This window comes from Thioalkalivibrio sp. ALMg9 (assembly GCF_000380625.1).
In the GTDB taxonomy this organism is placed as follows: domain Bacteria; phylum Pseudomonadota; class Gammaproteobacteria; order Ectothiorhodospirales; family Ectothiorhodospiraceae; genus Thioalkalivibrio; species Thioalkalivibrio versutus.
Window position 1 is genome coordinate 212,075 of sequence record NZ_AQYC01000006.1, and the last position, 22,785, is coordinate 234,859.

Annotated in this window: 23 protein-coding genes; 15 read left to right on the forward strand and 8 right to left on the reverse strand. The window is 64.1% G+C overall.

The window, feature by feature from the left end:
• Positions 1–9 precede the first annotated feature (9 nt).
• The gene (locus F792_RS0103105) at positions 10–1,305 is read left to right on the forward strand and encodes an FCSD flavin-binding domain-containing protein (RefSeq protein WP_018168325.1); all 1,296 of its coding nucleotides are present in this window, start codon (positions 10–12) and stop codon (positions 1,303–1,305) included.
• 294 nt (positions 1,306–1,599) lie between these two features.
• Here F792_RS0103105 and F792_RS0103110 read toward each other — a convergent pair whose 3' ends face one another.
• Positions 1,600–1,800, reverse strand: a complete 201-nt coding sequence (locus tag F792_RS0103110; protein ID WP_018168326.1) for a YdcH family protein — start codon at positions 1,798–1,800, stop codon at positions 1,600–1,602.
• 138 nt (positions 1,801–1,938) lie between these two features.
• Between F792_RS0103110 and F792_RS0103115 the strand changes: the two genes are divergently transcribed.
• Positions 1,939–2,709 (forward strand): S9 family peptidase, encoded by a 771-nt coding sequence (locus F792_RS0103115; RefSeq protein WP_018168327.1) that lies wholly within the window; start codon positions 1,939–1,941, stop codon positions 2,707–2,709.
• A 120-nt stretch (positions 2,710–2,829) separates the two neighbouring features.
• On the opposite strand, the gene F792_RS0103120 is transcribed toward F792_RS0103115, so the two are convergent.
• Positions 2,830–3,570: a ferredoxin--NADP reductase gene (locus F792_RS0103120; RefSeq protein ID WP_018168328.1), complete on the reverse strand. Its 741-nt coding sequence runs from the start codon at positions 3,568–3,570 to the stop codon at positions 2,830–2,832.
• A 115-nt stretch (positions 3,571–3,685) separates the two neighbouring features.
• Between F792_RS0103120 and F792_RS0103125 the strand changes: the two genes are divergently transcribed.
• Positions 3,686–4,267 (forward strand): thioredoxin family protein, encoded by a 582-nt coding sequence (locus F792_RS0103125; RefSeq protein WP_018168329.1) that lies wholly within the window; start codon positions 3,686–3,688, stop codon positions 4,265–4,267.
• A gap of 175 nt (positions 4,268–4,442) precedes the next feature.
• Positions 4,443–4,973, forward strand: a complete 531-nt coding sequence (locus F792_RS0103130; RefSeq protein ID WP_018168330.1) for a hypothetical protein — start codon at positions 4,443–4,445, stop codon at positions 4,971–4,973.
• A 278-nt stretch (positions 4,974–5,251) separates the two neighbouring features.
• Here F792_RS0103130 and F792_RS0103135 read toward each other — a convergent pair whose 3' ends face one another.
• Positions 5,252–5,608: a hypothetical protein gene (locus F792_RS0103135; protein ID WP_018168331.1), complete on the reverse strand. Its 357-nt coding sequence runs from the start codon at positions 5,606–5,608 to the stop codon at positions 5,252–5,254.
• A 98-nt stretch (positions 5,609–5,706) separates the two neighbouring features.
• Here F792_RS0103135 and F792_RS0103140 point away from each other — a divergent pair, with 98 nt between their 5' ends.
• Positions 5,707–5,913 carry a hypothetical protein gene (locus F792_RS0103140; RefSeq protein WP_018144602.1) on the forward strand — a complete coding sequence of 69 codons (207 nt, stop codon included), beginning with the start codon at positions 5,707–5,709 and terminating at the stop codon, positions 5,911–5,913.
• A 126-nt stretch (positions 5,914–6,039) separates the two neighbouring features.
• Here F792_RS0103140 and nadA read toward each other — a convergent pair whose 3' ends face one another.
• Complete coding sequence (gene nadA, locus F792_RS0103145; protein WP_018168332.1) at positions 6,040–7,122, reverse strand: quinolinate synthase NadA; 1,083 nt, start codon at positions 7,120–7,122, stop codon at positions 6,040–6,042.
• Between the two features lie 134 nt (positions 7,123–7,256).
• On the opposite strand from nadA, the gene F792_RS0103150 reads away from it, so the two are divergent.
• Complete coding sequence (locus F792_RS0103150) at positions 7,257–7,688, forward strand: hypothetical protein (RefSeq protein WP_018168333.1); 432 nt, start codon at positions 7,257–7,259, stop codon at positions 7,686–7,688.
• The gene (locus F792_RS0103155; protein WP_018168334.1) at positions 7,685–8,224 is read left to right on the forward strand and encodes a protein disulfide oxidoreductase; all 540 of its coding nucleotides are present in this window, start codon (positions 7,685–7,687) and stop codon (positions 8,222–8,224) included. The genes F792_RS0103150 and F792_RS0103155 overlap by 4 nt, the downstream gene beginning before the upstream one ends.
• 111 nt (positions 8,225–8,335) lie before the next feature.
• Here F792_RS0103155 and F792_RS0103160 read toward each other — a convergent pair whose 3' ends face one another.
• On the reverse strand, positions 8,336–9,202 hold the full coding sequence (locus tag F792_RS0103160) for an SUMF1/EgtB/PvdO family nonheme iron enzyme (RefSeq protein WP_026305887.1): 867 nt from the start codon (positions 9,200–9,202) through the stop codon (positions 8,336–8,338).
• Positions 9,203–9,477: 275 nt separating this feature from the next.
• Between F792_RS0103160 and F792_RS0103165 the strand changes: the two genes are divergently transcribed.
• From F792_RS0103165 to F792_RS0103200, 8 genes are all read left to right on the forward strand, one after another.
• Positions 9,478–10,002 (forward strand): GspH/FimT family pseudopilin, encoded by a 525-nt coding sequence (locus F792_RS0103165; protein WP_018168336.1) that lies wholly within the window; start codon positions 9,478–9,480, stop codon positions 10,000–10,002.
• A gap of 141 nt (positions 10,003–10,143) precedes the next feature.
• Positions 10,144–10,626, forward strand: coding sequence for a GspH/FimT family pseudopilin (locus F792_RS0103170; RefSeq protein WP_018168337.1), 483 nt, complete (start codon positions 10,144–10,146; stop codon positions 10,624–10,626).
• Positions 10,627–10,644: 18 nt separating this feature from the next.
• Positions 10,645–11,112 carry a type IV pilus modification protein PilV gene (gene pilV / locus F792_RS0103175; protein ID WP_018144617.1) on the forward strand — a complete coding sequence of 156 codons (468 nt, stop codon included), beginning with the start codon at positions 10,645–10,647 and terminating at the stop codon, positions 11,110–11,112.
• A 2-nt stretch (positions 11,113–11,114) separates the two neighbouring features.
• On the forward strand, positions 11,115–12,221 hold the full coding sequence (locus F792_RS0103180; RefSeq protein ID WP_018144618.1) for a PilW family protein: 1,107 nt from the start codon (positions 11,115–11,117) through the stop codon (positions 12,219–12,221).
• Positions 12,222–12,234: 13 nt separating this feature from the next.
• Positions 12,235–12,753 (forward strand): PilX N-terminal domain-containing pilus assembly protein, encoded by a 519-nt coding sequence (locus F792_RS0103185; RefSeq protein WP_018144619.1) that lies wholly within the window; start codon positions 12,235–12,237, stop codon positions 12,751–12,753.
• 69 nt (positions 12,754–12,822) lie between these two features.
• Positions 12,823–16,095, forward strand: a complete 3,273-nt coding sequence (locus F792_RS0103190) for a pilus assembly protein (protein ID WP_018168338.1) — start codon at positions 12,823–12,825, stop codon at positions 16,093–16,095.
• Positions 16,096–16,135: 40 nt separating this feature from the next.
• On the forward strand, positions 16,136–16,555 hold the full coding sequence (locus F792_RS0103195; RefSeq protein ID WP_018168339.1) for a type IV pilin protein: 420 nt from the start codon (positions 16,136–16,138) through the stop codon (positions 16,553–16,555).
• Between the two features lie 380 nt (positions 16,556–16,935).
• Positions 16,936–17,742 carry an NF038132 family protein gene (locus F792_RS0103200; protein WP_018168340.1) on the forward strand — a complete coding sequence of 269 codons (807 nt, stop codon included), beginning with the start codon at positions 16,936–16,938 and terminating at the stop codon, positions 17,740–17,742.
• Positions 17,743–18,127: 385 nt separating this feature from the next.
• Here F792_RS0103200 and typA read toward each other — a convergent pair whose 3' ends face one another.
• From typA to speA, 3 genes are all read right to left on the reverse strand, one after another.
• Positions 18,128–19,945 (reverse strand): translational GTPase TypA, encoded by a 1,818-nt coding sequence (typA, locus tag F792_RS0103205; RefSeq protein WP_018168341.1) that lies wholly within the window; start codon positions 19,943–19,945, stop codon positions 18,128–18,130.
• Positions 19,946–20,402: 457 nt separating this feature from the next.
• Entirely contained in the window at positions 20,403–20,645 is a 243-nt protein-coding gene (locus F792_RS0103210; RefSeq protein ID WP_018144623.1) for a YcgL domain-containing protein, read from the reverse strand.
• A 4-nt stretch (positions 20,646–20,649) separates the two neighbouring features.
• On the reverse strand, positions 20,650–22,554 hold the full coding sequence (gene speA / locus F792_RS0103215) for a biosynthetic arginine decarboxylase (protein WP_018168342.1): 1,905 nt from the start codon (positions 22,552–22,554) through the stop codon (positions 20,650–20,652).
• Positions 22,555–22,785 lie beyond the last annotated feature (231 nt).

Here is a 22,785-nt window from a genome sequence, read left to right on the forward strand (position 1 = left end):
AAACGAATCATGCATGACTTTAATCGACGTAATTTCCTGAAGGTCGCGGGCATCAGCAGCGCCGCGGCCCTCACCGGTATCGGCTGTGCCGCCAATGGCATGCGCGGGGCCGAAAAGGCCCACATCGTGGTCGTCGGCGGCGGCTCCGGCGGCGCGACCACCGCGAAATACATCAAACAGTTCTCGCCCGACATGCGCGTAACGCTGATCGAGCCCAACGCCACCTACTACACCTGCTACGGCAGTAACTGGGTGATCGGCGGCTTCGCCGGCATGGACGACATCGCCCAGGGCTACGACACCCTGCGCGATGAATACGGCATCGAAATCATCGAGGACCGGGTCACCGCGGTGGACGCCGATGCGCGCAGCGTGCGCCTGAGCGGAGGCGACCGCGTGAGCTACGACAAGCTCGTGATGTCCCCGGGCATCGACTTCCGCTACGACGACATGCCGGGCATCTCCGAGTCCGATGCCGAGCGCATCCCGCATGCCTGGAAGGCCGGTTCGCAGACCGAACTGCTGCGCTCCCAGCTGCAGGACATGCCGAACGGCGGCGTATTCGTCATGGTCGCCCCGCCCAACCCGTTCCGCTGCCCGCCGGGGCCGTACGAACGGGTATCCCTGGTCGCGAACTACTTCAAGCAGGAGAAGCCACGTTCCAAGATCATCATCCTCGACCCGAAGGATGGCTTCTCCAAGCAGGGCCTGTTCGAGGAAGGCTGGGCCGAGCATTATGGCGACATGATCGAGTGGCGGGCCGGCTCATCGGGCGGGCGCGCCGAGGAGATCGACGTCTCCAACATGACCGTACTGGCCGACAGCGGTTTCGAACGCGTCCGCGCCGACGTGCTGAACTTCATCCCGGCCCAGCGCGCCGGTCAGATCGCCCATGACGTCGGCCTGACCAACGACGAAGGCTGGGTGCCGGTCGACCAGCTGACCTTCAAGTCGGAGATGGACGACAACATCTACGTCCTGGGGGATGCCAGCGTGGCGGGCGCCATGCCGAAGTCCGGCCACTCGGCCAACAACCAGGGCAAGATCGTGGCGGCCGCCATCGTCCGCGAACTGGCGGGGCAGGAGCCCATCAACCCCTCGTCCGCCAACACCTGCTACAGCCTGGTGACCCCCGATTACGCGGTCAGCGTAGCCGCGGTCTACCAGTACCAGGACGGTGCGATGGCCGGGGTATCCGGTGCCGGTGGGGTCAGCCCGTCGGGTGCCAGCACCAGCTTCCGTCGCCGCGAGGCGGAATACACCCGCGCCTGGTACAACGGCATCACCAGCGACATCTGGGGCTAAGCTCCAGCGTTCCACTATGGAACACACTCAAACGGCGCCTCCGGGCGCCGTTTTTTGTTGGCGGCCACCACGAACACGAAGAAGGGCGATTTGCACCACAGAGGTCACGGATGAAGCCGGGGATAACATACAGGAAGGGTAGGATGCCGATGAGCACAGCGAATCGCATCGGTTCCGCGGAACTGCCACCCCCTGATGCGTTTCGCAACGCTCAACGCATCCTACTCGCCTGACAACCGCCTGATCCCTGCCCTTCTTCGTGCCTTCATTCGCTTCGTGGTGAATACACCCGGGTCAGGCGTTGAGGTCGGGGATCAGGCGGCTGCGCAGGCGCTGGATAGAGTCCTTCAACTGCAGCTTGCGCTTCTTCAGGCGCTGGATGGCGAAGATGTCCGGTGCGGCCTGCTCGTGCATCACGCCGATCGCGGAATCCAGAGCCCGGTGCTCGGCCTCCAGCTCGGCCAGGCGTGCGCGAATCTGACTCTCGGTTTCCAAGCCGTCCCCCAGTGGTCCCGTGAAGTGGTGGCCGTATACCGGGAGACACCCCGCGTGGCCATTCGGATCATCAAACCCGTATGATCGCAGACCGTCCCCGGTGGGACCATAGCGAATACCCTGCATCCGGAGCCCCCGATGGCGATCCACAACACGCCGCTGACCATTCAGACCCCACGCGGCGCCCGCCTCGGCGGCGTGATCGTCGCGCCCGAGCCCGATGCCCTCCGCGGCCAGGCCTGCATTGCCCACTGTTTCGCCTGCTCCAAGGACTTCCCCGCCACGGTGCGCCTGGCGCGCGCCCTGGCCGCGGAAGGCATCGCCACCCTGCGCTTCGACTTCATGGGGCTGGGCGACTCCGAAGGGGAGTTTCGCGACAGCACGCTTGCGACCTACTGCGAGGATCTGCACTCCGCCATCGAGGCGCTGGAGACCTACACGGGGCGGCATACCAACCTGCTGATCGGCCATAGCTTCGGCGGCGCCATGGCGATCTATGTGGGGGCGCAGCGCGAGTCACTGGACGGCATCGTGACCATCGCCGCCCCCAGCCGCCCCGGCCATGTCGCCCACCTGTTCGGCGATACCGCGGAGGAGATTCGGCGCGAGGGTTCGGCCCGCATCAGCATCGGCGGGCGCCCGGTGGAAATCGGCCACGCCTTTATCGAGTCGATCGAGGAGCCGACCCTGGATGCCGCACTGGAGACCCTGGAGCAGCCACTCCTGCTGCTGCATGCACCGGGCGACACCGTGGTCAGCGTCGACCACGCCCGCAAGATTTTCCAGCAGGCCCATCACCCGAAGAGCTTCGTCGCCCTGCACCAGACCGACCACCTGCTCTCGCGCCCGGAACACACCCGCTATGTCGCCGGCCTGATCCGCGCCTGGTCGGCGAACCTGCTGGACTAGCACCGGGGCCCGCACCGGGGGCTTGATACTCGCAGGAGCGTGCTTGCACGCGAAGCCCCTGCCCACTTCCGACTTTGGCAGGGGCTTCGCGTGCAAGCACGCTCCTACATATCCGGGGACCTACCAGTAGTTCTCGGTCGTGATCTGCCCCGGCTTGCGTCGGCGGTTCTTCTCCAGGCCGCGCTCGCGCAGGATCGCGGCGGTATCCTTCACCATGTCCGGGTTGCCGCACAGCATGACCTGGGAGTGCTCCGGCGTGATCTTCAGGCCCGCGTGATGCTCCAGGCGGCCCTCGGCAATCGCGGCCGGTACCCGGCCCTCGAGCCCACCCGGGAACGGCTCGCGGCTGACAAACGGGATGTACTGGAACCGCTTCGCATCACGTTCCTGGAACTGCCGGATCGTGTCCTGATAGGTCAGTTCTTCGGCCTTGCGCGCCGCGTGGATCAGGCGGATGTTCTCGAAGCGTTCCCAGGGGGTATCGGTCTTCAGCATGGACAGGAACGGCCCCAGCGCAGTGCCCGTGGAAAGCAGCCACAGGTCGCGGCTGTCCGGTAGCTCATCCAGGGTGAAAAAGCCGGTCGCGCGCGGCATCAGCTCCACCGTGTCGCCCGGCCCCAGTTGCGCCAGACGATTGGACAGCGGTCCATCCGGAACGGTGATCAGATAGAAGTCCAGCGGCGTTTCGCCCGGCGCATTCACATAGGAATACGGCCGCGCCACCGGCTCGCCGTCGATCTCCAGACGCAGGCGGTTGAACTGCCCGGCCTTGAACAGCTCGACCTCGGCATCCACCCGCAGCGAGAAGAGTCGATCCGTCCACTGCTTGCGCTCCTGTACGACACCGGTCACCCAGCCCATATTCCTTACTCCATTGCTCGGGTATTATCTCGAAGAGTGCTGGCGGGGCCGGAAGGTTTCAAGCACCCCCGGCCAACGCCGTATAATTGTCGCAAATCCGAACACTGGAGCAGTCATGGCCCGCACCCCCTCGCAGATGATCGAACTCGGCACCGAGGCACCCCGCTTTTCCCTTCCGGACGTCGTCTCCGGCGAGACCATCAGCCTCGACAGCTTCCCCGACGCGAAAGGCTACATCATCGCCTTTATCTGCAATCACTGCCCGTTCGTGCAGCTCATCCGTCACGAATTCGCCCGCTACGGCCGCGAATACTCCACCAAGGGCATCGCGGTCATCGCGATCAACTCCAACGACATCCAGGCCGTACCGGACGACGCGCCGGACAAAATGAAGGACGATGCCCGCCGCTTCGGCTACAACTTCCCCTACTGCCTGGACGAGGACCAGTCCGTCGCCAAGGCCTATCACGCCGCCTGCACGCCGGACTTCTACCTGTTCGACGCCGAACGCAAGCTCTACTATCGCGGCCAGTTCGACGAGACCCGCCCGGGATCCGACGTCCCGGTGACCGGACGTGACCTGCGCGCCGCCAGCGACGCACTCCTGGCCGGCAAGCCGGCACCCGAGCCCCAGCACCCGAGCCTCGGCTGCAACATCAAGTGGCGCCCGGGAAACGAGCCCGACTACTTCAGCTGAACCGGGCACTCCTGTTCAAACAAGGCTTTGTGGGAACAGCCCTGTGGGAGCGAGCCTGCCCGCGAATGCCCCTGCCCGCGCCCAATCCTGGCCGGAGCATTCGCCCGCGGGCCATCCCCAACAAGCCCCTCGCCGCGCCGTATACTGACCCCATCTATTTTCCGGGGAGCGCCGCATGCCGCCCAATAACGTAATCGACGGCCCGCGAGTCTCAACATGGCGCTGCCCCTCCTGCCAGGAGTCGGTCCCGCGCCTGCTTCCGAACGGCAAGACCAACCGCATCCCGGTCGCCCCGGAACGCATGGCGCTGCCAGACGGAACTGTGCGTCAAGCCTGTGCGCGCGTGCAGGGCCTGCGTGCACCGGAAATCTGCTATGCCTGTGACCAGGCCTATCAGGAGCTGTTGGGCACGCTGGTGCGCCCCCCCGCCGAGCTGGGCGATGCCCGCGGCGACCCCGGGCTGAACGACACCGGCCTCATCGGCGCCCTGCTGCCCATCGCTGACCAGGGTACGCAGATCCTCATCTTCAACGTGATCAACGAGGAACTGCGCTGCACCGAGATCGAGCGCCTGATCAGCTTCAACCCCGACCGCCTCACCTACCCCGGCTCGCGCGGCGCCATCGCCCCGCGCATCTGGGCGCTCTACGAAGACCACCTGGCCCAGCTCCACGCCCGCGCACCCGTCCCCTACCACCCGGAGTAGAAGCACCTCAGCCCCCGGTGGAGCCCCCCACGACGGATTGATGGGTACGTCATCGCGAGGCGCGCCGCGCCGTGGCGACCTCCGCGGACAACCCGAACGCCACCCCCTCACCCGCGAGCATCGGGGTTTCGGATGGATATTGCCACGGCCCACGGAGGATATCGCCGTCCCGGCGAAGCGGAGCGTAGAGCCGGGATCTCGCCGGAATGGGGACAGGGTCAAGAGATCCCGGATAACTGCTACCCGGTTTCCGGGATGACGAACGTGGAGAGGATGCGTCAGGCGTCGTCTTCGGCGTCCACGCGCGCGAGCATGCGCATCCCCCCAACCATGCAACGCAGCGCCTCCAGGGTCTGCAGGTCGAACGCCGCCCCGGTCTCGCCCGGCAGCGTCCAGTACTTCGGGCGGCAGGTGGCCGGGCGTTCGGCGGGCATCGCGCGGGCGGCCGCCGCGTCGACCGCCACGAGCAGATCGGCCCACGCCAGATCCTCTGCCGTGACCCCGCCCATGATCCGCGCCGGGCGCACCTCGATCCAGTCCTCGAACTCCGCTGCTGCGCCCAGCTCGGCCACGCGTGCAGCACGCCCGTCGGCCCGCTCGGCCGCCACCAGCAGGCGCGCCCGCCGCTTAAACATGTCCGATACCCCGCAAGCCCATTTGTCCAGCCACCGAGGTCAACGCCAAGCTATATTCAGAGACACGAATTACCCACCCCATATGGAGAACGGACACCATGGCCCACCTCGACTGGTCGCATTATCCGGTGAATGAACTGAAGCTCGTCTACAGCACGCTGCACGCGCAACTGACGCTGGAGCCCGAGCTGATGGATTCCGAACTGATGGCCGACCTGCAGACCCACCTGCAGCAGGAAGCAAAGGCTGCCGGCGTGGACGCCTCCACCCACTCGCAGTGGGCCGCGTGGCTTAACGACCGATAAACAGCAATCCCATCGTAGGAGCCTGCTTGCAGGCGAAGCCCCTGCCAGAGTTGGACGCGGGCAGGGGCATTCGCCTGCAAGCAGGCTCCCACAAGCGCCCCGCGATGACGGGCAGGGCCCGTCCCGCTACGCGTCGCCTTCGGTGGCCTTGCGATGTTCGGCGGCGAAATCGAGCATGCGCTGGGTGGCGACCAGGGCCTTCTGGCGCGCGGTCTCGTCGACGAAGATCTCGTTCTTCGCCGGCTCGTTGGTGTCTTCCAGCGTCTCGGCCAGCGAGACCAGGTCGTTCATCGCCATCCACGGGCAGTGCGCGCAACTGGTGCAGGTGGCGCTGTGGCCACCAGTGGGCGCCTCGATCAGCTTCTTGTCCGGCGCGGCCTGCTGCATCTTGTAGAAGATGCCCTTGTCCGTCGCGACGATGAATTCCTGTTCCGGGCGGTCCTTCACCGCCGCGATCAGCTGGCTGGTGGACCCCACCACATCCGCCTGGTGGATCACCTCGCGCGGGGATTCCGGGTGGACCAGCACGGCGGCGCCGGGATGGCGCCCGCGCAGATCTTCCAGCGCCCAGGAGCGGAATTCGTCGTGCACCACGCAGGAGCCGTCCCAAAGCACCATGTCGGCGCCGGTGGTACGGCGGATGTAATCGCCCAGGTGCTTGTCCGGGGCCCAGAGAACCTTCTTGCCCTGGTCGCGCAGGTGCTCGACCAACGGCACGGCGATGCTGGAGGTGACGACGTAATCGGCCTGCGCCTTCACGTCCACCGAGGTATTCGAATACACGACGACCGTGTGATCCGGGTATTGCGCGCGGAACTTCGCGAACTCGTCCGGGGGGCAGCCGAGGTCCAGCGAGCACTCCGCCTCCAGCGTCGGCATCAGCACGCGCTTTTCCGGGCTCAGGATCTTGGCGGTCTCGCCCATGAAGCGCACGCCGGCCACCACCAGCGTCTCGGCCGGGTGCTCCTTGCCGAAACGCGCCATCTCCAGGGAGTCGGACACACAGCCGCCGGTCTCGTCCGCCAGGCGCTGCAGGGATTCGTCCACGTAGTAATGCGCAACCAGCACCGCGTTGCGCTCGATCAGCAAGCGCTTGATGCGGCGCACCAGCTCGTCGCGCTGGGTGTCGGTCAACGCGTGCAGCGAGGCCGTCACATGGTCCGTGCGCGGCACGTGGAAGATCGGTTTTTCGGCCACCGGTGCGTTCATCTGCCCTCTCACCCCAGGATCCGGGGTAGATCATCGTCTTCTAATAGTACGACAGGGCCCCGGCCGCTGTCGTTCCTGCACATTGTGGGGTCGTATCCGCGCATCCCAACCGGCCCGCCTATAATGTCGCGGCCATGACCGAGCTGAAGCAGCAATACAAGGCGATGACGTTCGAGGAACGCATGGACCTGGCCCTGTCCGCGGACCTCGAGGACCAGTGGCGCCCGCTACTGGTACGCGACCAGCACGCCCAGGTGAAGGCGTATTTCTCGCGGCGCATGGACCTGACGCCGGAAGAGGTCGTCCTCCTACTGGCCGACCCGAACCAGACCGTGCGCCTCAACTGCGCCAAGCGCCCGGACCTGACCCCGGACCAGGTGGAGGCCTGCGTAAACGACCGCGACCCCAACCTGCGCTACTTCGTCGCGCGCAATCCGCTGTTGACCGAGGCACAGAGGGAACGCCTGATGAAAGACGAGGACGAACTGGTACGCATCGCCGTGCGCAAGGGCCCGAAGACCCGCGGCACCCGCGCACGCCCAGGACAAGCCGAGATGATCCGTTGACCGAGACCCAGCCAGAAAAGCCGAAACGCCCCAAGCCCTCGCGGCGCCGCCGCGCGCTCAGCTGGGGCATCCAGATCGGGCTCGCGCTGGTGATCTTCCTGGCGGTGCGCGCCTGGATGGCCCGCGACATGGTCGAGGGCCCGGCGCCCCAATTCGAGGCCCATCTGCTGGATGGAACGCCCGTGACACTGGCGGACTACGCGGACGAACCCATGCTGCTGCACTTCTGGGCCACCTGGTGCCCGATCTGCCGCCTGGAGGCAGGCGAAATCGTGCGCCTGTCGCAAGGCCACCCGGTTCTGACGGTCGCCATGCAGTCCGGCGTGGACGAAGAGCTGCTCGAACACATGACCGAACAGGAGCGCGAACTCGCCGTGATCAACGACCCGGAGGGCGCCCTCGCCGCGCGCTACAACGTGCGCGGCGTCCCGGCCAGCTTCATCATCACACCCGACGGCGAAATCGTCTTCCGCAAGCAGGGCTACGCCCCGCCGCTCGAACTGCGCCTGCGCCTCTGGCTCGCCCGCTGGCTGTAGCGCCTTCCTGAACACGGTGCAGCTCGCTTCGCTCAGTGCACCCTACGTCCAGCCAGCCCCGCGTAGGATGCTGTTGAGCGCAGCGAAACGCATCGCCCTCCGGCGAAGCGACTAATCGTCCAGCTCGCGCAGGACGCGGAAGCCCAGGTTGGTATCCATCTCGTCGATGTTGCGGCGGCGCCGGGCGGCGCTGCGCGTGTTCACGGCAGGGTCGAACCAGGAGCCACCCTTGGTCACCACCCACTCGTTTTCCGGGTCTCGGCGATAGACGCCGTCACGCGGCAGCGACTGGTGTCCGTCGTGCCAGGGGGTGGAGGTGAACTCCTGCACGTTACCGTGCATGTCGTACAGCCCCCAGAGGTTCGGCTGGAAGCTGCCCACATCCAGCGGCCGCGACAACGGGAAACACGCCGGGATATACCACCTGCGCCGCTGGCGCCGCTCCTCGTACGGAAACAGCGAATTGAAGTGCACGTCGCGGCACCCCACCACCTCGCCAAAGACGAACGGCGTGCGCGTGCCCGCCCGACAGGCGTATTCCCACTCCGCCTCGGTCGGCAGGCGATAGCGCTTGCCCGTCTCCTCGCTCAGCCAGTCCAGATACTGCTGGATGCTGTCCGGCTTGATGTTGAAGATCGGCATGCGCGGGGTGCTGGGCCACACTAGCCACTCCCAGGGTTCCCAGCCAGTCGCCGCCTGGAAAGCCTCCCACTCCTCGCGGGTGACCTGATAGCGCCCCAGCGCAAAGGGTCGCTCCAGCGCCACGTAGCGCCGCGGTGCCTCGTGTGGCTGATGGCCGTACTCCGAGGCATCCGAACCCATCTCGAACTCCCCGGCCGGAATCACCTGCAGCTCCGGCGTCGACGCGCCGGAACGCGCCTCGTCACGAAACCCAACCGACACGCCTGCCTGGCGCGCCGCCTGCTGCTGCAGATCCAGCAAGTCCGCCTGATCCATCCGCTGCACGTCCGTCACCATCACCATGGGCCTGCTTACCTCCTGATCCCTCTAGGCTCCGCGCACACCAACAAAACCCGTCATTGCGAGCGAAGCGAAGCAATCTGCCCCCCGGTACCCGGGCACCTCGTCGCCCCCATCGTCAGCCGGCGGCCTAAACCACTCGCGCCACCGACGCCGCCACCCTGTAGGCAAGCACCAAAGCCCGAGGTTCGCCCAGGGCACCGCCGCGCTTGCACACGTCGTGTCGCCATTTTACGCTCCGAATCTTGTTTGGACTCAGGGAGGAGTCGAACATGCCGCACACGCGTGGATTCACGCTGGTGGAACTGCTGGTCACCCTGCTCGTGGCGTCGATCCTGCTCGGTATCGGCGCGCCCGCCTTCGGTCACCTGATCGAACAGACCCGCCTCACCACCACGACCAACCAGTTCCTCACCACCCTGCACATGACCCGCAGCGAGGCCATCCGCCGCGGCGCCCTGGTCACGCTGTGCACCTCCACCGACGGTGCCACCTGCACCGGCACAAGCTGGGATGCCGGCTGGATTCTCTTCGCCAATCCAAGCCGAGCCAACCAGCCATCCGGCCCCGACAGCATCCTGCGTATCGGCAGCGCCTGGACCAACCCGAGCATCGCGGTAACCGGAAATCAGCCCGTAAGCCAACGCGTTTCCTACAACGCCCTCGGCCAGACTGAACGTCTCTCGGGCGCCCTGCTCATGGGCACCATCACTATCTGCGCCACAGGCGACGAAGGCCGCGCCGTCGTCATCAGTAGCGCCGGCCGGCCCCGCGTCGAAACGACCGACTGTACCTGAGCCCGCCCCCGGGGCCTCCTCGAGCCGCGTCTCCCGAACCGCTCGTCGGCGCGATTCGACCACTAAGCCGACCAACCCTTGCGGTGCAGCGGCCGCATGCTTATCACTAAGGTTACGGAAACTCCGAACGGCTGACGCCTAATGACCCGACCCCTCGGATTCACCCTCATCGAACTGATGATCACCCTCGCGGTTCTCGTCATTCTGGCGACGATCGCGGTGCCTGGTTTTCAAAATCTTGTCGAAAACAATCGCACGACCACACAGACCAACGAGCTAGTTACCGCACTGAACTCTGCTCGTAGCGAAGCGATCAAGCAAGGCGTGGAAGTCAGCGTCACGGCGTCCGGTAACTTCGCGTCCGGCTGGTGCGTCCACGCAGGGGACAACTGCAGCGGCGACAACATCATCCGACAATATGGGCAGGCCACAAGCATGAGCATTACCTCCTCCCCCGAAACAGACCGGATCACCTTCGATGACCGGGGGGCAAAGTCCGAGCCCGCGGGTGCGTTCACGCTCACCGTGGCGCCTGAAGACTGCCCTGCTGGCGCTTCCGAACGCGCCAGGCAGATCCAGATCGTAAACACGGGGCGCGTCAGCGTGAGCCGGGCCGACTGCTAGGGAGGAGCGGAATCGATAATGAGACAACCGACACAGCACCCCACCCGCACCCAGAACGGTGGCTTCAGCCTGATCGAAGTTCTTATCGCGGTCCTCGTACTGGCGATCGGGCTCTTGGGGCTTGCAGGGCTGCAAACCACCTCCATGCAGCACAACCATGATGCCCAGCTACGAACGCAAGCCACGCTTCTGGCATACGACATGGCCGACCGCATGCGCGCCAACCGCGAAGTCGCACGAACAACCAACAGCTATGAGTCATCGTTCACCGAGTCCGCATGCACCGACGGATTCGTTTCGACTGCCTCCTCTGTCGCTGCTCGCGATCTGGACGAATGGCGCAACCAGCTTTCCTGCTACCTGCCGCAAGGCGACGGCCAGATACAGCGCAACGGAGACACCCTAACCATCACTGTTCGCTGGACCGAGCGAGAAGCCGACAATCCAGACAACCAGCGCGATTTCGTTTTCCGCACGAGACTTTGAACATGATGACGCACGCTAGCCACTCCCGCGCATCCAAGCGCAGCCGAGGCCTCTCCCTGATCGAGCTCATGATCGCGCTTCTGATTGGCTTAATGCTGATCGCGGGCGCTATTCAGATTTTCCTGGGCACCAGCCAGACCTATCGCCTCCACGAAGGCATGTCTCGCGTCCAGGAGAACGTCCGATTCGGCATGGAAACCATGCAACGAGACGTCCGGATGGCCGGCTTCACCGGCTGTGCGCGCAACCTCTTCAACTGGTTGGACCCAGACGGCTCCGAATACAGCGACGCCCTGATGGGCGGAATGCCAGTCGCCGGATGGGAATTCTCCAACACCGGACCGGGCGATTCCTACACCCTTGGCACCACGGGAAGCTGGACCAACGGGGCCGGCGAAGCACTCAGCGCAACGATCGCAGATGCCGCCCGCCCGGGCTCCGATGTCCTGGTCCTCAATCGAGCAGAAAGGCTGGATGTAACATTGTCCGGGAACCCCAGCCCCCCAGCGAACACCATCAACACGGATGGAGCGAGCGGCATACCCCAAGGCACGATCATTGCGGCAGTAACCGCCACGTGTTCCGGCGGCGACATCTGGCAAAAAACAAACCAAGGCACTGCTGTGAGCCTACCCAAGGGTGTGGGCGGGAACCCTGGGAATATAACGCCCGATGGTGGTTTCTCCCAAGTCTACGACAACAACGCAAGCATCTATGAATGGGTGAGTGTTGCCTATTTCATCGGGACCGGAGCCAACGGGGAACCGGCACTCTTCCGCCAGCGCGTCGGAGGTGCCGGGGCACCAACGGGTGGCTGGCCCCAAGAAGAACTAGTCGAGGCGGTCGAAAACATGCAGGTACTGTACGGAGTGGATACCAATAACAACAAAAGCGCCAACCAGTACATCACCGCCGCCGACGTCACAGACTGGGACCAAGTCGTGAGCGTCCGCCTGTCCCTCCTCATGGCAAGCGGAGACCGCGTGAATAGCCAGGCGGAATCACGCACTCACACCCTGCTCGGAACGCAGATCGACCGCGACCAGGCCGACCGACGCATCCGGCAGGTAGCGACCACGACCATCGGCCTGCGCAACCGTCTGGACTAAGGGAATGCCCCCCATGCAAGAACATCCCAGAATCGGCGTAATCTGCCCCACTTCCCGACAACGTGGCAGCGCGCTGATCGTCGCACTCGTGATGTTGCTGCTGATGACGCTGATTGGTGTCACCGCCATGCAGACCACGATTCTCCAAGAACGCATGGCGGGCAACACCCGCGACCGGCAAATGGCGTTCGAGGCGGCGGAAGCGGCCTTGCGTGAGGGAGAATCCTTTCTCTCGAACCCCAGCAGCACGGCGGGATTTCTGGACCCAGCGGAGCCCGGGGACCCGCCCGTATGGGATACCGTTGACTGGCTGGGTTCCAGTGCCACCTCAGTCACGTTCTCGCAGACAGGCACCGAGCTGGTCCGCAATCCGGCCTACATCATCGAAGAACTCGGGATCGCCTCGGACGAGCTGAATCTGGCTGCAGACGAGCCCGCACCCGAAACCCGCATGTACCGGATCACTGCCACCGGATGGGGCGGGAGCGAAGGCGCGATCGTCCGGCTGCAAACGTCATACCGACGTGACTAACTCTTTGGCAGCCCGTAATGGGGAGACCCCATTTGCTGGGCGCCATATGCACCTCTGGAGCCAAACACCATGTCATATCGCCACAAGACCCTGAATAAGCTAGCAAGCGCAGGCTTGGCACTGGCGCTGACCTCTTTCGGGGCCGCCGCCCAAGCCTCCGTGAGCATCGCCCAGAGTCCAGTTCTGCTGGCCGGGACCAACGTTCCCCCCAACGTGATGATGCTCTTCGACACGTCGGGCTCCATGCTGAACATCGTGGAAGACAAGCCCTACGATCCGAACGCGAACATTTTCTGTTCGGCAGGCACTACGCTCGAATACTCCGGCAGCAGTGACCAGATCGATATCCTTATCGACGGCACCACGGTCCAGATCGAACAACAGAACAGTAACTATCTGTGGGGTGTAGAAGCCTGCTTCGACCCCGATCAAACCTACAACGCAAGGCTGCACGCGGATATGGATGCAGACGACGGCACCCGGGTACCGGGAAACTACCTCCCTGCGTCATACAGCGGCCATTACTTGAACTGGTATTTCGACACCTTCGAAAGCGGTGAACGGCACAATTCCTTGACCGAAACACGGCTCGAAGTCGCGCGCGCCGCTGCGGCCGCGATTGTTGAAACGACCAACAATGTACGCATGGGGTTGGCCCGCTACTCAGACGAACCCGATGACAGTACCGATACTTACTTGCCGGCGCATATCCTGGTCGGCATCGACGACATTGACCAGACGCGAACTGCGCTCCTGAACGAGATCCAGGGCCTGCCCGCCAACGCGCTCACCCCCTTGGCCGAATCGCTACACTCACTCGGCCGATATTTCGTCCAAGGACACAATAACAAACTCACCCTCCACCCCGACGGAGGGCCGTTCGAGCCTTCTACGCATAATGCGTACGACATCTTCAATATCGAACCGACATACGAACCGGGTGTCTCCTCCAACTCTCCAATCGAGCAGTTCTGCCAGGCCAATTTCATCGTCACGATGACGGATGGCCGCCCCCAGGCGGACCGGGCGCTCAGCACCCACAACATCCCCCAATACATCGACTACGACGGCGACTGCACCGGCACCGGCACCGGGGCGAACTGCGATACGTTTGACCGGAAACCGCACCAAAGCTACGAGAGCCTGGGCAGCGACTACCTCGATGACATTGCGATGGCACTGTTCGACATCGACTTGCGCCCCGACTTGACCGACTTTGATGGAGAACCGGTCAAGAACAACATCCGCAGCTACCTGATTGGCTTCGGCGAAGACGATGTCCTGAACGACCCCCTGCTTCAAGACACCGTGGACCAGGGGGGCGGCGAGTTTTTTGCAGCCCGCAATGCATCCGAGCTGGCCGGGGCATTCCGCGATGCGCTTGGGCAAGTGCTCGACGTGGGCCGGGCATCGGGAGCCGCCATCACGGCCAACTCGACCCGCCTGGATGCCGGAACCCGGATCTATCAGGCGCTTTTCGACAGCACGGACTGGACAGGCGACCTAATCTCCCTGGTCATCAACGAATCGGACGGCAGCGTGGACGACCAGGAATGGAGCGCCGCCGAACAGATGCCGGTCCATCAGGATCGGAGAATCTTCACGTTTGATCCCGATGCGGCTAACGGGATCGCCTTCCAATGGGGTGCGCTGACGCCGGACCAAAAGGAGGCCCTCGCAGAAAATGACGCCACCCTCGGTCAGCAGCGTCTGGAATTCCTCAGGGGCGACCAGTCCAACGAACTCAACCAGGACGGCGGCAGCTTCCGCGTACGCAGTCGCATCCTGGGCGACATCATCAACTCGGACCCGGCCTTCATGGGCGAGCAGGATTTCGGCTACCAGCGGCTGCCCAGCGAGGACGAGGCCGACCACTATGGCCCCTTTTTGGTCGAAACCAAACGCGGACGCACCCCGGTCCTGTTTGTGGGCGCGAACGACGGCATGCTACATGCCTTCAATGCCGAAACCGGCACAGAGTTGTTCGCCTACGTCCCGGACGCCGTCTTTCCCTATCTCGAGCAGCTAACACGTCCCGGGTACAACCACCGGTTTTTCGTCGATGGGGCTCCACGGGTCGTGGATGCATACCTGCCCGAACGCGGGGGCTGGCGCAGCATCTTGGTTGGCAGCACCGGCGCCTTTGAAGGCCAAACCGGTAGCAAGGGTGCGATCTTCGCACTGGACGTCACCGATCCCGAAAACTTCGACGCCAACGATGTCATGTGGGAGTTCACGCATGACGAACTCGGTGTCGCGATCGGACAGCCTGCTATTGCACGACTCCCAGACGGAAACTGGGTCGCCCTGTTTGGCAACGGCTATAACAGCGTTTCACACCAGGCTCAACTCTTCATGGTCAACCTTGCGGACGGAAGTCTCCACCGTCGGATTAATACGGAGCGAGGCGGCGACGAAGACGAAGACAATAGCAACGGCCTGGCGACCCCTGTCCCGGTCGACCTGAATGGCGACCGGGTGACGGACCGTATCTATGCGGGCGACCGGCTCGGCAATCTTTGGGCCTTCGACACCAACAACCAGGACAACTGGCGATCGGCCTACCGGTCAGGGCAGACCCCACTGCCATTGTTCACGGCAGCGGCACCTGACGGCCGCACCCAGCCCATTACCGTACGCCCCGAGGTAGGACGACATCCGGATGGCGGCCAAATGGTGTTCTTCGGAACCGGCCAATTCTACGAGACCGGGGCCAACCTGGTCCCCTCGGATCCGTCCATACAGACGTTTTATGGGATACGCGACGACAACGGAAACTCGCCGGTCGGTAGCCGGGACAACCTTCAACAGCAGACGATCGAGTTCGAAGGCTCCGCCTCCCAGGACTCGACTGCGGACTATCGCATCTATTCCGACAACCAAGTGTCGTATTCCACACGGAGCGGGTGGTACCTGGATCTGAAATCCCCTGTCGAGGGGCCCAATGGCGAGCGGGTCATCAGCCGGGCAGTGCTTCGAGATGACCGCATCATCTTCGTCAGCGTCACCCCGTCCGCCACACCCTGTTCCACCGGCGGCTTCAGCTGGCTCAACGAGCTCGACGCAATCAACGGCTCGCGCCTGGATTACGCCGTCTTCGACATCGACGGGGATGGCAGCTTTGATGCTGGCGACCGGATCAGCATCCCTGGGACCGACGGCGAAATGGCCCACGGTGGCGGGCGCCGAATCAACGATCTGGTAACGTCCCCATTCGTCATGGACACCGGCGGTGAGGTTGAACACAAGTACCTCAGTGGCGCCAGCGGAGAAATCACCACGATCGACGAGGCCGCAAGCGGTGTCGAGATGGGGCGCCAATCCTGGGAACAGATCCGATGACACCCGCTCGAAGCAAAGCCAACCAGATGGGGCCCGACCAATGAACCAACCCAGAAAGCCTTCAGCCGGCTTCACGCTGATCGAACTCATGATCGTGGTTGCAGTGATTGGCATTCTCGCCGCGATCGCCTATCCCGCCTACAACCGATTCGTCGAGAACAGCCGCATGGCAACCGCTCAGGGGGATCTGATGGAACTGGCTCAGTTTATGGAACGCCAGTACTCAGTGAACAACCGGTACAACTCCAACGTGAGCGATGCAGGGGATCTACCCTTTCAGGCATCCCCTCGGGACGGCGGCACTACGGTCTACACCTTCTCGTTCCAGGCAGGCCCTGCCCCGAATTCGTTCACCCTGCAGGCCATTCCAACCGGCCCTCAGACGGGGCACCGCTGCGGTACGCTAACGCTTGACAGCACAGGAGACCGCGGGGCGGCCGAAACAAACTGCTGGAACTGACCTTCAGCTCCCTTGGCCACGACACGAGGAGACCCCCAGGTTGCGGCTACGGGGTCAAACCTTGCCTTTTGCCCCATTACCTCTGCGGTGCACACACCAGTCCGCCGGATCCCCGTTCGGCCTTAACACGCCCCTTGAGCGTCAACGACGCTTCGCAAGGACCAAAGCCAGTTTATCTCTCCCATTCCCCGAGCGGGCAGCGCCAGAACAGCTTGTCAGGTTTTTTTGCACTCGACCGATGCCAAAGCACCCCCGGAAAAATAAACGTCTCTCTTTTCATTGGCCTACGAGTTCTGGCGCCAAAATTGCTGGGGCCTCACGTGGCGGGACCAACCCGTTCGTGGACCGAGGTTCTAACAACGTCAAAGGGAGAGACGGTAATGAAACGATCCATAAAGTACCTGGCTTTGGTTGGCGCCCTGGGCGCATTTGGCTGGATGCAACCAGCACACAGCGCGCCAATCGACATTTCCAGCTGGACCTGTGTCGGGTCATGCGGCACGTCCACTGCGGATGGGGACGTAACGCTTTCGCCCTTCGGTAGTTCCCAATATGGGTGGATATCGACCAGCAATGGCCCGTCGATCGACGGCCTGGACGTCGGATCGGAAACGACCGGATCCACGATTACCTCGCCCCTGTTCAGCGCCAACGAAGGCGACGAGTTGAGCTTCTTCTTCAATTACGTCACATCGGATGGAGGCACCTTCACCGACTATGCTTGGGCATTGCTCCTGGATAGCAACCTGAACCCGGCGCTCCAGCTTTTTACGGCCCGCACGACGCCAGACGGTGACACCGTGCCAGGTTTTGGACTTCCCGAACCGGATGCCGAAGTATCGCTCGACCCATCCGAAACCCCGGTCATTGCCGGCGCCCCGGACTGGTCTCCTCTGGGAGACAGCTCAGGGACTTGCTGGTCGGGTGGCTGTGGCTACACCGGCTGGATCAACAGCAGCTTTAGTTTCCTGGAGACCGGGAACTACGCCCTGCAGTTCGGCGTAGTGAACTGGTCGGATACGGCATACCAGTCGGGACTGGCGTTCGACGGGGCCACGATTGCGGGAGAGGCGATTGGTGGTAACGGACCGCCGAACGAAATCCCTGTTCCGGCAACACTCGCTCTGTTCTTCACTGGCCTGGTCGCGCTGGTTGGAATTCGTCGGAAGGATCTCCAGGCATCGTAACCACACCACATATCAATTCATGTGCACCACACGGCTACAGCGGCTACAGGGTCAAACCTTGCCTTTTGCTCCGAGCGACTGCTAGCCGGACAGCGCGAGTCAAAAGGCATATTGTCGGTGACGTGACGCTGGATCCCGCGCGCGCTGCACGCCTTCATCCCCGGGCCGCGAAACGGTGAACCGGGGTCTCTTTCAGTAGGACGCCTTTCCTGCCCTGCCCCCGGGCGGGGCGCCCTATGGAGATCCCGGATAATCGCGCTGCGATTTCCGGGATGACGTAGGCGTTGTTTGCAGCGGCCCGATGCCCAAACAAAAAGCGCCCGGCGGATGAACCGACCGGGCGCTTTTTTTGCCTTGGCCCCTGAAGGGGCGTTGGCGCTAGCGGTTACGCCGAGGCGCGGGAGGCCTTCTTGCGCTCGTGCTCCACCAGGAACTTCTTGCGGATGCGGAGGCTCTCCGGGGTGACCTCGACCAGCTCATCTTCGTCGATGAACTCGATGGCCTGTTCCAGCGTCATGCGGATCGGCGGGGTGAGCTGGATGTTCTCGTCGGTGCCGGAAGCGCGGACGTTGGTGAGCTGCTTGGCCTTGAGCGCGTTCACGACCAGGTCGTTCTCGCGCGAGTGCAGCCCGATGACCATGCCCTCGTAGACCTCTTCGCCGGGGCCGATGAACATCTTGCCGCGGTCCTGCAGGTTAAACAGGGCAAAGCCCAGCGCCTTGCCGGTGGCGTTGGCAATCAGCACGCCGTTCTGGCGCGAGGCGACCGAACCGGGCTGGTACGGGCCGTAGTGGTCGAAGATGTGGTGCAGGATGCCGGTGCCGGAGGTCGCGGTCATGAACTCGGTCTGGAAGCCGATCAGCCCGCGCGACGGGATGATGAAGTCCAGGCGCACGCGGCCCTTGCCGTCGGGGACCATGTTGGTCATGTCGCCGCGGCGTTCGCCGAGCTTCTCCATGATCGTGCCCTGGTGCTGCTCCTCGACATCCACGGTGACGGCTTCGTAGGGCTCCTGCCGCACGCCGTCGACTTCCTTGATGACCACCTCGGGGCGCGCAACGGAGAGCTCGTAGCCCTCGCGACGCATGTTCTCGATCAGGATGCCGAGATGCAGCTCGCCGCGGCCGGAGACCTTGAACTTGTCCGGGTCCTCGCCCTCTTCGACGCGCAGCGCCACGTTGTGCTTCAGCTCTTCCTGCAGGCGATCGCGCAGCACGCGCGAGGTAACGTACTTGCCTTCGCGCCCGGCGAACGGCGAGGAGTTGACCTGGAAGGTCATGCTCACGGTCGGCTCGTCGACGGTGAGCGGTTCCATCGCCTCGACGTGGTTCGGATCACACAGTGTGTCGGAGATGAACAGCTTGTCCATCCCGGTGAAGGTGATGATGTCGCCGGCGCGGGCCTCTTCGACCTCCACGCGCTCCAGGCCGTGGAAGCCCATGATCTGCAGCATGCGGCCATTGCGCACGCCGCCTTCGCGGTCCACCACTTTCACCGGGCTGTTCGGCTTGATGTGCCCGCGCTTCACGCGGCCGATGCCGATCAGACCCTGATAGCTGTTGTAGTCCAGCGAGGAGACCTGCATCTGGAACGGGCCTTCCGCATCGACGTTCGGCGGGGACACATGCTCGACGATGGTCTCCAGCAGGCAGGTCATGTCGCCTTCGGTAACGCTGGAATCCATGCCGGCAAAGCCGTTCAGCGCGGAGGCGAACACGATCGGGAAGTCCAGCTGCTCGTCGGTCGCGCCCAGGCGATCGAACAGGTCGAAGACCTGATCCACGGCCCAGTCGGGGCGCGCGCCGGGGCGGTCCACCTTGTTGATCACCACGATCGGCTTGAAGCCCATGGCGAAGGCCTTCTGGGTGACAAAGCGGGTCTGCGGCATCGGGCCATCCACCGCGTCCACCAGCAGCAGCACCGAGTCGACCATCGACAGCACACGCTCGACCTCGCCACCGAAGTCGGCGTGTCCGGGGGTGTCGACGATGTTGATGCGGTAGTCCTTCCATTCGATGGAAGTGTTCTTGGCGAGAATGGTGATCCCGCGTTCCTTCTCGATGGCGTTGGAGTCCATGATCCGCTCGCCGTGATCGCCACGCTTGTCGAGGGTGCCGGACTGGCGCAGGAGCTGGTCGACCAGCGTGGTCTTGCCATGATCAACGTGGGCGATGATGGCGATATTGCGAAGCTTCTCGGTCATGGAATGCAAACTCTAGATACTGGCAAAAGGGCCGACACTATACAGAGTTATGCGTTGGCGCGCTGAGACTTCCACGTTTTCAGCGCAGGCTCCGCACGCTTGCGCCCGTCATCCCGGCCAAAGCGCGGCGCAGTTCGCGCCCCGACAATGCCGAGCGACCTCGTCATCCCGGCCGCCGCTCGCCGCGACCATGTGGTGCTCCCACGTCGTCATCCCGGCCGCAGCGCAGCGAAGAGCCGGAATCTCCCACGCCGGATACCCCCAAGGCCTGGCCAGACCACGGCGCACAAGATCCCGGATCACCGCTGCGCGGTGTCCGGGATGACGGGGGAGAGGCCGGTGCCCAGGACGCCGAAGAGGGCGCCAGCGGCAGGGTGACGACGATATGCAACGATCCGGGGTGACGGAGAGCCCCCCCCCCAGGTCGACGGCAAGGGCCCAAGCGGCTAGGTCAGGGCTAGCGGTCTTCTTCCGGAGGCGGGAACTGGAGGTGGAAGCCCTGCTCATCGAGGTTGGCGAGGACCTTCTGCGGGTCTTCCTGGGCCAGGGTGCGTTCCGGGGTCAGCTCGAACTCCAGCGCGAACTCCAGGCGACCGAGCGCCCGAACCACGCCCTCGGGGAGTTCGGAGAAATCATCCTTCTCCGGGAGATACACATAGGTATCGGCACGCTTGGTCGCGCGATAGACGTAACACTGCATGGGTTCAGTCCTCGAGATAGGTGTAGCCGGTCAGGCCGTGTTCCAGTTCCGCCAGCAGGCGCCCGGCGGCCTCGCCGCGCAGGCCGATGGCATCGATCTTGGCGCGGAAGGCGCGGCGCAGGTCGTCCGGGGCGAAGTGCACGTAGGAGAGCAGTTCATCCACGGTGTCGCCGCGCTCGGGGTTCAGCAGGCGGTAGCCGCCCTGCTCGGTCAGTTCCACGTTCACCGTGTCGGTGTCGCCGAACAGGTTGTGCAAGTCGCCGAGGATCTCCTGGTAGGCCCCGACCAGGAAGATGCCGAGATAGTAGGCCTCGCCCGTTTTCCACGGGTGCAGCGCCAGGGTGGTGTGCGTACCCTCGCGCTCCACGTAATGCTCGATGTGGCCGTCGGAGTCACAGGTCAGATCCTGCAGCACGGCGCGGCGGGTCGGGGCCTCGTCCAGGCGGTGCAGCGGCATGATGGGGAAGATCTGGTTGATCGCCCAGGTATCCGGGATCGACTGGAACACGGAGAAATTGCAGAAAACCTTGTCCGCCAGCTTGTCCGTCAGCTCCGCATGGATCTCGGCCGGCAGCGCATCCGGCTGTGCCAGCAGCCGCTGACACAGGGCGAAATAGATCGCCTCGGCGCGGGCCCGGTCCGCCAGCGAAAGCATCCCGCGGGCGAAACGCGCCTGCAGGTCGGACAGGCCGAAGGCGGCGTCGTGATAGATCTCCGAGGCCGGGCGGTCGCGCTCGTCCAGCAGCGCGCGCATCGCGGCGATCTCGGGCAGCTCGTCGTCCGGCGCCGGCGGTATAGCACCATCCCCCGGGGCTGGCTCGCAGTCGATCACGTTGGTGATCAACACCGCGTGATGCGCGGTCAGCGCCCGTCCCGACTCGCTGAACACCTCGGGCATGGCGAGATCATGCTCCTCGCAGATGCGCTTGAGCGGGCGCAGGATGTTCAGCGCGTACTCCTCCACCGAGTAGTTGATGGAGCATTCGTTGCGCGAGCGCGACCCCTCGTAGTCGATACCCAGGCCGCCGCCGACATCCACCACCTGAAGCGCGGCACCCGCTTCGGTCAGCGCGGCGAAGTAGCTGGCCGCCTCGCCCATGCCGTTCTGGATATCGCGGATGTTCGCGATCTGCGAGCCCATGTGGAAGTGCAGCAGCTGCAGCCGATCCAGCCAGCCGAGGCCGCGCAGGCGCTCGAGGATGCCCAGCACATCCGCCGCGGAGAGGCCGAACTTGGCCTTCTCGCCGCCGGTGTTTTGCCACTTGCCCTTGCCGATCGACGCCAGGCGCACGCGTAGCCCCAGCAGGGGTGCGATATCCATGTGCTCGGCCTGGCGGATGACCTCCTCCAGCTCCGAGGGCTTCTCGATCACGATGTACACGCGATGCCCGAGCTGGCGCCCGATCAGCGCCAGGCGCACGTATTCGCGGTCCTTGTAGCCGTTGCAGATGATCGCGGCGCCCGGGCGCGACTGCGCGAGCACGGCCATCAGTTCCGGCTTGCTGCCCGCCTCCAGCCCCACCCGTGGGGTAAAGCCATCGGCATCCGGCGTGTCGCCCGCCGCCAGGATCTGATCCACCACGCTGCGCTGCTGGTTCACCTTGATCGGATAGATCGCCGTGAACGCGCCCTGGTAGTCCAGCTCGCGTGCGGCCGCATCAAAGGCCCGCGCCAGGCGGCGCACACGCCCGTCCAGCACGTCCTGGAAACGCACCAGCACCGGCGGCCCGATATGCTCCTCGCGCAGACGCCCGGCCAGCTCATGCAGATCGACACCCGGGTGATCCGGCCAATCCGGTCGCCGCATCACCACATGGCCAGCGTCGTTCAGATCGAAAAAGCCACCATTCCAGTGGTCGATCCCGTAGGTGGCGCGGGCCTCATCCAGATTCCAGGGCGTGACGGTCATGGCGATTCCTTGGGATCTACGAAGACATCTCGCCCGTCATTGCGAGGAGCCGCAGGCGACGAAGCACAAAAGCAGCGAAGCTGCGTTGAACGGCCGCCGGCCGGCCCGAAGGGCGAGCGTAGCGAGTAATCTCCTGAACGAGGGCCGTGCGTTTGGTTGCGCTGCTCGCCCTCGGCGTTCCGGTGGACATGGAAAGCGATTGCCGCGTCGCTTCGCTCCTCGCAATGACGG